General features: G+C 68.9%; 12 protein-coding genes. 1 reads left to right on the top strand and 11 read right to left on the bottom strand.

Going from position 1 to position 12,185, the window contains the following annotated elements; all coding sequences use genetic code 11:
• Positions 1-9 precede the first annotated feature (9 nt).
• The 4 genes from BM252_RS12940 to BM252_RS12925 form a co-directional block, all read right to left on the bottom strand.
• Positions 10-1,227: an efflux RND transporter periplasmic adaptor subunit gene (locus tag BM252_RS12940; RefSeq protein WP_093387971.1), complete on the bottom strand. Its 1,218-nt coding sequence runs from the start codon at positions 1,225-1,227 to the stop codon at positions 10-12.
• A 314-nt stretch (positions 1,228-1,541) separates the two neighbouring features.
• A complete protein-coding gene (locus tag BM252_RS12935) occupies positions 1,542-2,300 on the bottom strand; it encodes a hypothetical protein (protein WP_093387970.1) in 759 nt (252 codons plus the stop codon).
• Positions 2,301-2,488: 188 nt separating this feature from the next.
• Positions 2,489-4,375: an MFS transporter gene (locus BM252_RS12930; RefSeq protein WP_093387968.1), complete on the bottom strand. Its 1,887-nt coding sequence runs from the start codon at positions 4,373-4,375 to the stop codon at positions 2,489-2,491.
• Positions 4,376-4,628: 253 nt separating this feature from the next.
• Positions 4,629-5,357 carry a class I SAM-dependent methyltransferase gene (locus BM252_RS12925; protein WP_093387967.1) on the bottom strand — a complete coding sequence of 243 codons (729 nt, stop codon included), beginning with the start codon at positions 5,355-5,357 and terminating at the stop codon, positions 4,629-4,631.
• A 202-nt stretch (positions 5,358-5,559) separates the two neighbouring features.
• Here BM252_RS12925 and BM252_RS12920 point away from each other — a divergent pair, with 202 nt between their 5' ends.
• Entirely contained in the window at positions 5,560-6,519 is a 960-nt protein-coding gene (locus BM252_RS12920) for a polysaccharide deacetylase family protein (protein WP_245774234.1), read from the top strand.
• Between the two features lie 27 nt (positions 6,520-6,546).
• Here BM252_RS12920 and BM252_RS12915 read toward each other — a convergent pair whose 3' ends face one another.
• The 7 genes from BM252_RS12915 to BM252_RS12885 form a co-directional block, all read right to left on the bottom strand.
• Positions 6,547-7,134 carry a hypothetical protein gene (locus BM252_RS12915; RefSeq protein ID WP_093387963.1) on the bottom strand — a complete coding sequence of 196 codons (588 nt, stop codon included), beginning with the start codon at positions 7,132-7,134 and terminating at the stop codon, positions 6,547-6,549.
• Between the two features lie 216 nt (positions 7,135-7,350).
• The gene (locus tag BM252_RS12910; RefSeq protein WP_093387962.1) at positions 7,351-7,977 is read right to left on the bottom strand and encodes a 4'-phosphopantetheinyl transferase family protein; all 627 of its coding nucleotides are present in this window, start codon (positions 7,975-7,977) and stop codon (positions 7,351-7,353) included.
• A 5-nt stretch (positions 7,978-7,982) separates the two neighbouring features.
• The gene (locus tag BM252_RS12905) at positions 7,983-8,429 is read right to left on the bottom strand and encodes an excinuclease ATPase subunit (protein ID WP_093387960.1); all 447 of its coding nucleotides are present in this window, start codon (positions 8,427-8,429) and stop codon (positions 7,983-7,985) included.
• A 51-nt stretch (positions 8,430-8,480) separates the two neighbouring features.
• A complete protein-coding gene (locus BM252_RS12900; protein ID WP_093387959.1) occupies positions 8,481-9,716 on the bottom strand; it encodes a beta-ketoacyl-ACP synthase in 1,236 nt (411 codons plus the stop codon).
• Positions 9,713-10,450 carry a 3-ketoacyl-ACP reductase FabG2 gene (locus BM252_RS12895; protein ID WP_093387957.1) on the bottom strand — a complete coding sequence of 246 codons (738 nt, stop codon included), beginning with the start codon at positions 10,448-10,450 and terminating at the stop codon, positions 9,713-9,715. Before BM252_RS12895 ends, BM252_RS12900 begins: the two co-directional genes overlap by 4 nt.
• Positions 10,451-10,452: 2 nt before the next feature.
• Entirely contained in the window at positions 10,453-10,935 is a 483-nt protein-coding gene (locus BM252_RS12890; RefSeq protein ID WP_093388116.1) for a hotdog family protein, read from the bottom strand.
• Between the two features lie 56 nt (positions 10,936-10,991).
• Complete coding sequence (locus BM252_RS12885) at positions 10,992-12,185, bottom strand: beta-ketoacyl-ACP synthase (RefSeq protein WP_093387956.1); 1,194 nt, start codon at positions 12,183-12,185, stop codon at positions 10,992-10,994.

Here is a 12,185-nt window from a genome sequence, read left to right as displayed (position 1 = left end):
TCTCCTGAATTAGTGGGCGCTGTTGGCGTTGGCCGGGGCCTTGCCAGCGGCGCCGCCGGCGGCAACCGCCGCAGTGGCGGCCGGCTTGGCCACGCTGGCCTGGGCGCCCGGACGGACCTTCTGCAGGCCCTCGACGATGACGCGGTCGCCGGCCACCAGGCCGGACTGGACCAGCCACTTGTCGCCCTGCGTGCCGCCGGTGACCAGGATGCGTTGTTCGACCTTGCCGTCCTTGCCCAGCACCAGCGCGGTGGCCTCGCCCTTGGCGTTGCGGCTGACACCCTGCTGCGGCACGGCGATGGCCTGCTCGTCGACACCGCTGTCGAGCACGGCGCGGACGAACATGCCCGGCAGCAGATCGTGCTTGGGGTTCGGGAACAGCGCGCGCAGCGTGACGTTGCCGGTGCCCGGATCGACGCTGACGTCGGAGAATTGCAGCTTGCCGCTCTCGGCGTACTTGCTGCCGTCGGCCAGCAGCAGGGTGACGCGGGCCTGGCCGCCGGCCTGCTTCAGCTGGCCGCTCTCCAGCGCCTTCTTCAGGCGCAGCAGTTCGTTGCTCGACTGGGTCAGGTCGACGTAGATCGGGTCGAGCTGCTGCACGGTGGTGAGCGCGTTGGCCTGGCTGGCCGTCACCAGCGCGCCCGGCGTCACCGCCGAGCGGCCGATACGGCCGCCGATCGGCGCGTTGACGTTGGTGTAGCGCAGGTTGATGGCGGCCGTGTCGAGCGCGGCGGCGGCCGACTCGACGTCCGCCTTGGCCTGCTCGTGGGCGGCGATGGCGTCCTCGTACTCCTGCCGGCTGACGCCGTCGATGGCGACCAGCTCCTTGTAGCGCGCCACCTTCGGGCCGCTGGTGAGCAGGTTGGCGCGCGCCTTGGACAGCGCCGCCTTGGCCGAGTTGACGGCGGCCTGGTAGCTGGCCGGGTCGATCTGGTACAGCGCGCTGCCGGCCTTGACGTCGGCGCCCTCGACGAACAGGCGCTTTTGGATCAAGCCGCCGACCTGCGGGCGCACTTCGGCCACCTGGAAGGCGGCGGTGCGGCCCGGCAGTTCGGTCGTCAGGCTGAGCGCCTGGGGCGCGACGGTAAACACGCCCACTTCCGCCACCTGCGCATGAGGTGCTTCGGCCGTGGATTTGGAGCAGCCGGCGACCAGGGCGGCGGCGCTGCAGAGCAAGACGATAGTCCCCGCCGCGCGGCGGGAAGACGTGGGAATGATTGGTTCCATCGTAGACTTTCTGAAAAAGTTGGCGCGGCAAACAGGGCCGGCAAAATGACATGGATCATAGAATGAACGATCATTCTAATTAAGTCAAGCAACTTTTTAGGCGGATACGGATCGGAAAACGTCCTGGTGCCCCCGTTCATAGAGAGAAACCAGGGGGATATCGAAGAGAAAAACTGCTTCATCCACGAGGTGGTGGCTTGGTGGCTTGGTGGGACGCAGGCATAACCCCGCAGGCAAGGGGTCAGACCCCAACCGGGGTCTGACCCCGACCGTGGCGGATCGGGGTGCGGGGTGAAGGAACGCCGCTGACCGCCTTACAGCGGCGTGGCGGTCACGCTGGCGTTCTGCAGGATGGCGTGGCCGCTGGCCTCGAAGCCGGAGTCCATGCCGAACAAGACCCACAACTTGCCCTGGGCGTCGCTCTGCACCTCCATCGCCTCGGCCGACTTGACCGCCTTCGACACATAGGTGCGCACGTGGCAGTCGGTGGTGCCGTTGCCCAGCGTGCCGAGCACCCGGCCGAACTGGCCGTTGGCGGCCTGGTTGCCGCGCTCGATGTTGAGGCGGTAGTCCTCGGCGCCTTGCAGTTCGGTGAGCGGCTCGATCGGGCTGGCGACGGCCAGCATGTGCACCGCGTCGCCGGGCGAGCCGCCCACGCCGTAGCAGCCGGAGGCGATGTCGCTGGCGAAGCGCAGTTCGAAGTTCAGCTTGTACTTGGTCGACGGGGCGAAGCCGCCGAACTGCTTCTTCACGTAGACCAGCACGTCGTCGCTGTTGTTGTGGGCGCCGATGAAGTAGCCGTTGCCGCTGAGCGGGGCCGGCATGGGCTGGAAGGCGAACTTGACCTCGGTCGGCTTGGTGTTGACGGTATAGTCGGCGGTGCCGCCGGTCCAGCCGGCAATGCCTTGGTTGAAGTCGACCGCCAGCGTGAAACCGCTCGGTGGTGGTGGCGCCAGCGGCAAGCCCTGCGGCTGCTTGGCGCTCGGGCTGCTGCTGCTGTCGCCGCCGCAGGCGCCCAGCGCCAGCAAGCCGGCCAGGCCCAGACCGGCCGCAATGATGTTCTTATGTCGCACGTTGATTCCTCCAAGAAAGATCGGATCAAGGCGGCCCGCGCAGCGGCACCGCACCCTGCCCCGCCGTTCGCACGGCGGGGACAAAGTGAAGTTTAAAGAAACATTGCCTAATTGAAAATCAAGATTGTAAGCAGTGGTAAGTTACAAACTTTAACCAAAGTTGTATGGACAAGTCGTCCGAGACGGGGCTATTTCCAGCCGCCGCGCAGCGCCAGCACCTGCTCGCGCAGGCGCTCCGGCGTGGCGTCCTGCGGCGCCACCGGCTGGCCGACGGCCAGCGCCAGGCGCGAGCGCCAGCCGGTGCGGAAGGTGCGCTCGAAGACGTTCTCGGCGCCCCGGCTGAGCAGGTGGCCCCACAGGCCGCGCAGCGCCATCGGGATCACCGGCACCTGCGAGCGGGCGACGATCTTGGCGATGCCGCCCTTGAACTCGTTGAGCTCGCCGGTGCTGGTCAGCCGGCCCTCGGGGAAGATGCAGACCAGGTCGCCCTCGTGCAGCGCCTGGGCGATGTCGACATAGGCCTTCTCCATCAGCCACGGGTCCTCCTTGGCCGGCGCGATGGGGATGGCGCGGGCGGTGCGGAAGATCCAGCCCAGCAGCGGCAGCTTGAAGATGCGGTGGTCCATGACGAAGCGGATGGGGCGCGGGCTGGCGGCGCCGATGACGATGGCGTCGACATAGCTGACGTGGTTGCACACCAGCACCGCCGCGCCCTCGGCCGGGATGCGCTCGGCGTCGATGCACTTGACGCGGTGCACGGTGTGGATCAACAGCCAGGCGAGGAAGCGCATGAGGAATTCCGGCACCAGCGAGAAGATGTACAGCGCCACCAGGGCGTTCAACACGGCGGTGACCAGGAACAGCTGGGGGATCGTGAAGCCCTGCCCCAGCAGCACGATGGCGACGCCGGCCGCCGCCACCATGAACAGGGCGTTGAGGATGTTCATGCCGGCGATGGTGCGCGAGATGTGCTGCGGGTCGCAGCGGGTCTGGATCAGGGCGAACAGGGGGACGATGAAGAAGCCGCCGAACAGGCCGATCATCAGCACGTCGAACAGGATGCGCCAGCTGGCGTGCTGGGCCAGCAGGCCGGCGAAGTCGACCGCCGCCGTGTTGTGGTAGCCCAGGCTGGCGAAGTACAGGTCGAGGCCGAACAGCGACAGGCCGATCGAGCCGAACGGCACCAGGCCGATCTCCACCTTGCGCCCGGACAGGCGCTCGCACAGCAGCGAGCCGCTGCCGACGCCGAGCGAGAACACCGTCAGCAGCAGGACGAACACGCTGTGGTCGCCGTGCAGGTAGTCCTTGGCGTAGACCGGGAACTGGGCCAGGATCAGCGCGCCGTAGAACCAGAACCAGGAGTTGCCCAGCATGGCCAGGAAGACCACCTTGTTCTTGCGCGAGAAGGCGATGTTGCGGATCGACTCGGCCAGCGGGTTGCGGCTGATCTTCAGCTCGGGCGCCGGCGCCGGCGTCAAGGGGATGCGGTAGCTGGCGGCCAGGCCGAGCAGCGCGGTCAGCACGGTGGCGCCGGCCACCAGGGCGATGCCGTAGGGCTGGTGCAGCACCAGCACGGCGCCGAGGATCTCGCCGAGCAGGATGCCGACGAAGGTGCCCATCTCGATCACGCCGTTGCCGCCGATCAGCTCCTCGGGCGACAACTGCTGTGGCAGGTAGGCGTATTTGACCGGGCCGAACAGGGTCGAGTGCACGCCCATGCCGACCACGGCGGCCACCAGCAGCCACAGCGTGTGCGTCATCCAGCCGGCGCCGGCGGCCAGCATGATGGCCAGCTCCATCCACTTGACGAAGCGGGCCAGGCCGGCCTTCTCGTATTTGTCGGCGAACTGGCCGGCGGTGGCCGAGAACAGCACGTAGGGCAGGATGAACAGGCCGGGGATCAGGTTGGTCACCAGCGACGGCGACAGCGTGGTCCAGCTCAGCGCGTCGTAGGTCAGGATCACCATCAAGGCGGTCTTGAACAGGTTGTCGTTGAAGGCGCCGAGGAACTGGGTCCAGAAGAAGGGCGCGAAGCGGCGCTGCGACAACAGGGAAAACTGGTTCGGATGGCTCATGTCGGCGGGAAAATGTGGAAAGGATTGAAACATACTGCATCGCGCCGCCGGCCACAAGGACGGCGCGGCGGCGCTTGCGGCGCGTCAATCGGGGCGCGCCGCATTGCCTTTCGAATACTATTGGTCGCAGTATAACGCGAGTCGGGCCGCCGCCCAAGGACGCGGAGCCAGGGTCAGCCAGGGCCGGACCCTAGGGGCTGACCCTCGACGTACGCAGCCGGCATTTCGCGTTGAAGCGCGCCCGGCGGCCGGCTCAGGCCAGCGGTTTTCTGGCCACCAGGTTGATCAGCGTCTCCTCGCGCCGGGCCGCCGGCTTGATGCGCAGCACCGTCTCGAGCACACCCAGGTCCTCCCGGCTCCACCACAGGAAGGGGTAGGAGACGGCGGCGTCGGGCACGGCGAAGCCGGCGGCGCGCACCATGGCCAGGTATTCCGGCGCCGTCTTCTGCACCTCCATCGGATGGCGGAACAGCAGGCGGATGATCCAGGAGTGGATGTAGCGGCGGGTCGACTCGGCGAACAGCAGCACGCCGCCCGGCTTGAGCACGCGGTGGAACTCGGCGATGGCGCGCTCCTGGTCGATCAGGTGGTGGAAGGTCTGGTGGCAGAACAACAGGTCGACCGAGTCGTCCGGCAGGGCGATGTTGGAGCTCGAGCAGCAGATGTACTCGGCGGCCAGGCCCAGGCCGGCCATCTCGGCGGCCGCGGCGCGCAGCATCTCCGGGTCGATGTCCATGGCGATCAGGCGCTCGGGCGCGAAGCGCTGCTGCAGCTTGTGCAGCGAGCGGCCGTAGCCGCAGCCGACGTCGGCCACCACGGCATGGCGGACGGCGTCGGCCGGCATCAGGCGTTGCAGGTCGGCGATGGCGCGCTCGAGCACGTGGACGGTCCAGGTGTTGGTGCGCAGGAACCACTTGCCGAACGCGGTCTCCGGCACATGGGGTTCGGCCGGCTGCGGCATGGAGTCGAAATTGGCGCTCATAGGTTCTTCTTATAAATGGCTGAAATTCGCCGCCAACGACGCGCGTTGGGGGAAGGTAAATCGCTGCTGGACGCCATTATAATTCCTGGCCAGCAAGTAGTTATGGATTTCACAAAAAATGAGGCTGGGCAAGGCTTGCGGCCGTGCGCGTGGCGAGCGCGGCCGCTGTAAAACCGCTACAATGCGGCTCGCAAATCGTAAGTTGCCCGCCACCGTGTCGACCCGCCCCCACCCTTCCGCGCCGCCCAGCTCCACCCTGCGCGCCTGCCTGCAGGCCAGCCTGTTGGCCCTGCTATTGAACGCCGCGCCCAGCGCCTGCTCGCAAGCGAGCGCCGAGCCGGACGGCGCGCCGGCCGTGGCCGAGAGCGCGGCGGCGCCGGGCGCGGCGGCGCCGATCCGATTCCTGCTCACCTTCGACGACGGCCCCAGCGCCGCCGCCAGCGACAACCCGACCGAGCGCGTGCTGGCCACGCTGGCGCACAACGCCTACCAGGACGACATCAAGGCGGTGTTCTTCACGCAGACGCGGGCCTGGCACGGCGGCGGCACCGACATCGGCCGCCAGTTGATCCGCCGCGAGCACGCCGACGGCCACCTGGTGGCCTTCCACAGCGCCACGCTGTTGCACGCCAACCACCGCTTCATGGGCCCGGCCGAGCTGGAGGAAACGCTGCAACGCGGCGTCGACGACCTGGCCGGCCTGACCGGGCGCGCGCCGACGCTGGTGCGGCCGCCGTTCTGGGCCTACGACGCCGACACGCTGGCGGCCTACCACCGGCACGGCATGCAGATGCTGCTGACCGACCTGAACGCCAACGACGGCAAGATCTACGGCATCAACTTCAGCTGGCACAAGCGCGCCAACATGCTGGCCCGGCTGGCCGAGACGCGCCAGCGCTGGGCCGCCGGTTCCATGGCCGTGGTGGACGGCAGCACGCCGGTGGTGGTCACCTTCCACGACGTCAACGGCTACACCGCGCGCCACCTCGCCGAATATCTGGAGATTCTGCTCGACGTGGCGCGCGAACTGGGCATGCCGCTCGCCGCCAAGCCCTTCTACGACCAGCGCGACGCACTGGAGCGGGCCGCGCTGGCCAGCACCGTGCGCGCCGGCGAGCTGCGCCCGCCCCTGCCCGGCCTGTGGAACTGGCTGTGGCAGTAGGCGGGCGCGGCCCGCGCCAAGTGGCGTTTACTTGAGCTTGACGGCCTTGTCGTCGGCGCCGGTGGGGCCGCCAACGCTTTGTTCATAGTTGGCGATGACGTAGCCGCTGGCCAGGTTGGAGATGCGGGTCAACATCAGGTTGTCGTGCACGCCGAACAGGAAGCCGGCCGCCATCGCGTCGGCGCGCTGGAAGAACTCCGGCGTGGCGACCACGTTGCCGCGCTGGTCGCGGAAGGTCACGCGCATCAGCACGCCCGAGCTGCCGGCCAGGGGCCCGAGCAGCACGCGCTTGGCGCCGTGCTTGAAGGCCAACTCCTCGACCACCGGCTCGATCACCAGGGTGCGGCCGTTGGCCGGCTTGTTGTTCCAGCTTTCCAGCGAGGCGGCCAGGTCCAGCTTGATGTTGGCGTCGATCTTGGCCAGGCCCGACTGGTCGCCACGGTAGCCGTCGCGGAACACCGCCGACTTCAACTCGATGCGGCCGTAGGAGGCGAAGGCCTCGGCCGGCGGCGGGTTCTGGGTGCTCGACGCCTTGATCTTGGTGGCGCAACCCTGCAGCAGGGCCAGGCCCAGCAAACCGGCGACGAGCAGGATATGTTTGAATGCTTGGTTCATCTTGATTCTTCCCTTGTTGATTTTTTAGTGTGCGGCATAAAAACGCCGGGCGACAAACCCGGCGGTGGGACGGCGACCGCAAAACACGGGCAAGCCTGTGAAATGTTGCCCAGCGGATATTGCCACTATGCCATATTTAATGCCTTTGCGCACTATTTTATGGCACTTCGACAGATCGGGAAGGGCGAGCGGCGCCGGCTCGACGGCGCCGGCGCGCTACAGGGTGACCAGCTCGATGGTCGGCATGTCGGCCAGCGGCCGCGCGCTGCACAGCACCACCGACAACAGCGGATGCGGCAGGACGACGCAGCTGGGCGCCGGGTCGCCCGGCGCCGGGCCCAGCTTGATGCGCGCCTCCTGCTCGCTCCACAGGCGGTAGAACAGCGCCAGCTGCCGCTCCGGCGCGGCGGCGCGCCAGCGGGCGCGGGTGGCGTCGTCGAAGGCGTGTTCGGCCAGCGCCTCGAGGTCGCGGGCCGGGTCGGGCACCTCGATGTCGAGGCCCAGCGCGGTGTCGGCGCTGACCGCGCAGGCGACCCATTGGCCGCTGTGCGAAATGCTGAAACCCGGCGCCGCGCCGTTCTTGGCGGCGCCCGGCTTGAGCAGCCGCGGCGCGCGGCCGGCCAGCTGCTCGAACAGCAGCGACTCGGGGGCGCAGCCGAGCACCTCGGCCAGGGCCATCCTGAGCAGCGTGCGGCCGATCAGGAACTGGCGCTGGCGGTGCGGCCGGACGAAGCCGCGGTGGCGCGCCGCCTCGCCGGCGCTGAGCCAGGCCAGTCCCTTGGCCAGGGCGGCGTCGTCGACGCTGGCGCTGTCGGCCAGCCAAAGCAGCGCTTGTGCGCTCATCTGGCTTACTTGGCCAACTTAACGAAGTCGCCCTTCAGCGCGACTCCGGACATGATGGCGCCGTCGTGGCACTCGAACTCGGTCTGGCTGGCCACCACCTTCTCCTTGTAGTTGCTGACGATGTTGACCACCGCGTCGGCGCCGACCTCGTGGGCGCGCTTCTGCAGCGCCAACATGGCCGACAAGAACACCCAGTTGCAGGACTTGTCGGCCGACTTGCCGAAGCCGTTGGTGCGCAGGCTGGTCTTGTCGCTGGTGATCTTGCTGGCCACCGGCGGCGTCGGCTGGTCGGCGAAGTAGAACTTGACCGAGTCGCCCAGGCGCGACTGGGCGTCGTTGGCGGCCATGGCGGCGGCGATCGGCATCATCAACACGGTGTCGGCGGCCTGCGCCGGCAGGGCGCCGGCCAGCGCGGCGCCGGCCAGAATGGCGCTGGAAATCAATTTATTCATGTCAGTCCTTATCGTTTAGCGAACATTATGCACTGTGCCACACTTCTTGCGCTACACCCCGCGCCAACGCTTGAAAATCAGCGAGGTGTTGATGCCGCCGAAGGCGAAATTGTTCGACATCACATACTCGCACTGCAGTTCGCGGCCGGCGCCGGTGATGTAGTCGAGCGGCGCGCACTGCGGGTCGACCTGGTCCAGGTTGACGGTCGGCGCGAACCAGCCGTCGCGCATCATCTCGATGCTGATCCAGGCCTCCAGCGCGCCGCAGGCGCCCAGCGTGTGGCCCATGTAGCTTTTCAGGGAGCTGATCGGCGTGGCGCCGCCGAACACCGCCAGCGTGGCCTGCGACTCGGCGATGTCGCCCTGCTGGGTGCCGGTGCCGTGGGCGTTGACGTAGCCGATGTCGGCCGGCCGCAGGCCGGCGTCGGCCAGCGCCAGCAGCATGGCCGTCTGCATGGTCGCCGCGTTCGGCTGGGTGACGTGGCAGCCGTCGCTGTTGGTGCCGAAGCCAACCAGCTCGGCGTGGACGGCGGCGCCGCGCGCCTGGGCATGGGCGTACTCCTCCAGGATCAGGCAGCCGGCGCCCTCGCCGATGACCAGGCCGTCGCGGCCGCCGTCGAAGGGGCGCGGCGTGGTGTGGCCGGCGTCGTTGCGGGTGCTGGTGGCGAACAGGGTGTCGAACACCGCCGCCTCGGTGGCGCACAGCTCCTCGGCGCCGCCGGCCACCATCGCCGTCTGCTTGCCGCCACGGATCGCCTCGTAGGCGTAGCCGATGCCCTGGCTGCCCGAGGTGCAGGCGCTCGAGGTGGTGATGACGCGCCCGGTCAGGCCGAAGAACACGCCGATGTTGACCGGCGCCGTGTGCGCCATCATCTTGATGTAGGTGGTGGCGTTGATGCCCTTGGTGGTTCGCTCCTCCATCATGCGGCCGAAGTCGCCGATGGCGCTCGGCGTGCCGGCCGAGGAGCCGAAGGAGACGCCCATGTCGCCGCTCTTGAGCAGGGGATGCTCGAGCAGGCCGGCGTCCTGCAGCGCCAGCTCGCTGGCGCGGGTGGCCATGAGCGCGACGCGGCCCATGCTGCGCACCGCCTTGCGGTGGTAGCGCTCGGTGAGCTCGAACGGCGCGGCCGGCGCGCCCAGCTGGGTGTTGAGGCCCTCGTAGTCGGCCCATTCGGCCATGCGCACCACGGCGTTGCGGCGCTCGACCAGGCGGGCGCGGATGGCCGGCCAGTCGTTGCCGATCGGGCTGATGCCGGCCATGCCGGTGACGACGACGCGGCGGCTCATGCCATACCGCCGTTGACGGAGATGACCTGGCGGGTGATGTAGCCGGCCTCCTCGCCGATCAGGAAGCTGACGGCGGCGGCCACCTCCTCCGGTTGGCCGACGCGGCGCGCCGGGATCATCTTCAGCGCCTCGTCGAGCGGCACCTCGCCGATCATGTCGGTCTCGATCAGGCCGGGCGCGACGCAGTTGACGGTGATGGCGCGCTTGGCCAGCTCCAGCGCCAGCGCCTTGGTGGCGCCGATGATGCCGGCCTTGGCGGCGCTGTAGTTGACCTGGCCGCGGTTGCCGATCAGGCCCGAGACCGAGGCCAGCGTGACGATGCGGCCCGGCTTGCGGCGCTGCACCAGCGGCATCACCAAGGGGTTGAGCACGTTGTAGAAGCCGTCCAGGTTGGTCCGCAGGACGATGTCCCAGTCCTCGCCGGACATGGCCGGGAAGGCGTTGTCGCGCGCCACGCCGGCGTTGCACACCACGCCGTAGTAGCAGCCGTGGGCGGCGATGTCGGCCTCCAGCGCGGCCGCCGTGGCGGCGCGGTCGGCGATGTCGAACTGCAGCACGCGCACGGCGCGGCCCAGCGCCGCGATCTGTTCGGCCACCGCCTCGGCCTCGGCGCGCTGGCTGCGGCAATGCAGCACCACGTCGTAGCCGTCGCGCGCCAGGCGCAGGGCGATCGCCTTGCCGATGCCGCGCGACGATCCCGTCACCAGCACGCTCATGGATTTATTCTGATTCATACTCATACCGCGCTTCCGTCCTTGAGAAATTCATTCACATTTTTGGGCTGGAACACCGTCACCGTGGCCGTCGCCAGCGTCGCCAGGGTGGCCGGCGCGCCGGCGGCGTCGATGCGGCATTCGAAGGCCCCCAAGCCGTTCTCGCCCTGCAGCACGCGCTGCACGTGCACGTGCAGCGTGCTGCCCGGCGCGAAGCAGGCGCGGGCCGCCTCGTACTTGCGGCTGCCCAGCAGGAAGCCGACCTTGACCGGCTCGCCGCGTTTGAGCGCGTGCCAGCCGGCGTGGGCGGCTATCGCCTGCGCCATGTACTCGATGCCGACCCAGGCGCCGACACCGTCGGCGCCGCACAGCATACTGTCGGCGTCGATGCGCACCTCGGCGCACAGCTTGTCGTGGTCGGCGCTGAGCACGCGCTCGAGTAGCACCATGCGGCCGGAGTGCGGCAGCAGGCTGGCGACCGGCGGAAAGCCGCTTGGGTCGTTCATTGCGTCGATCATCGTGTCGTTCATTGCGTCGATCATCGTGTCGTTCATTGCCTCGCTCATGTCGTCCGCCCCAGCAGCAGCACAGCGTTCGAGCCGCCGAAGGCGAAGGAATTGCTCAACGCCCAGCGCAGCGGCCGGCCCAACGCGGCGCCGCGCGGCACCAGGTTCAGCGCCGGCAGCGCGGCGTCGGCGGCGCCGTCCCACAGGTGCGGCGGCAGCTTGCCGTCCGGGTTGTCGTCCTGCATGGCCAGCCAGCACAGCGCCGCCTCGATGGCCGCCGCCGCGCCCAGCGTGTGGCCGGTGAAGGGCTTGGTCGAGCTGACCGGCACCGTGGCGCCGAACAACTCGGCGACCACGCGCGACTCCATCGCGTCATTCTGCACCGTGGCCGTGCCGTGCATATTGATGTAGTCGATCTGCGCCGGCGCCACGCCGGCGCGCGCCAGCGCCTGCGTCATCGCCAGGCGGGCGCCGACGCCGGCCGGATCGGGCGCCGAGATGTGGTGGCCGTCGGACGACTCGCCCCAGCCGCGCAGCGCCACGGCGGCCGGTTCGCGGCTCATCAGGAACAGCGCGGCGCCTTCGCCGATGTTGATGCCGTTGCGGTGCGCGCTCATCGGATTGCACGGCGCAGCGCTGACCGATTCGAGCGCGCCGAAACCGGCCACGGTGAAGGCGCACAGGGAGTCGACGCCGCCGGTCAGCACGGCGTCGCACAGGCCCATCTTGATCAGCCGCGCCGCGCTGGCCATCGCCTTGGCGCTCGACGAGCAGGCGCTCGAATGCACATAGGCCGGCCCGAGCACGCCCAGCTCGGCCGCCAGCATCGCGGCCGGCGAGCCCATCTCCTGCTGGCAGTAGTGGAAGTCGGCGGGCAGCTCGCCCCGTTCGATCTGCTGGCGGACCGCCCGTTCCGTCTCGGCGATGCCGGAGGTGCTGGTGCCGACCACCACGCCGACGCGGTCGGCGCCGTGGCGGGCGATGGCCGCATCGAGCGCCGGGCGGATCTGCGCCAGCGCGGCCAGCGCCAGCGCGTTGTTGCGGCTGCGCTGGGGCGGCGGCAGATGCGCCACCGACGGCAGCGCGGTCAGCACGCGGCCCAGCGGCAGCGCGCGCGCGGCCGACCAGGCGTCCGTCATGGCGACGCCGCTGTCGCCGGCGAACAGGCGCGCCTTGACCTGCGCGTGGCTGTCGCCGAGCGCGCAGACCAGGCCGCAGGCGTTCAAATAATAGGTACTCGGGTCCACCAT

Origin of the sequence: Rugamonas rubra, from assembly GCF_900114705.1 — a bacterium.
GTDB lineage: Bacteria > Pseudomonadota > Gammaproteobacteria > Burkholderiales > Burkholderiaceae_D > Rugamonas > Rugamonas rubra.
This window is presented reverse-complemented; position numbering and strand designations above follow the sequence as displayed.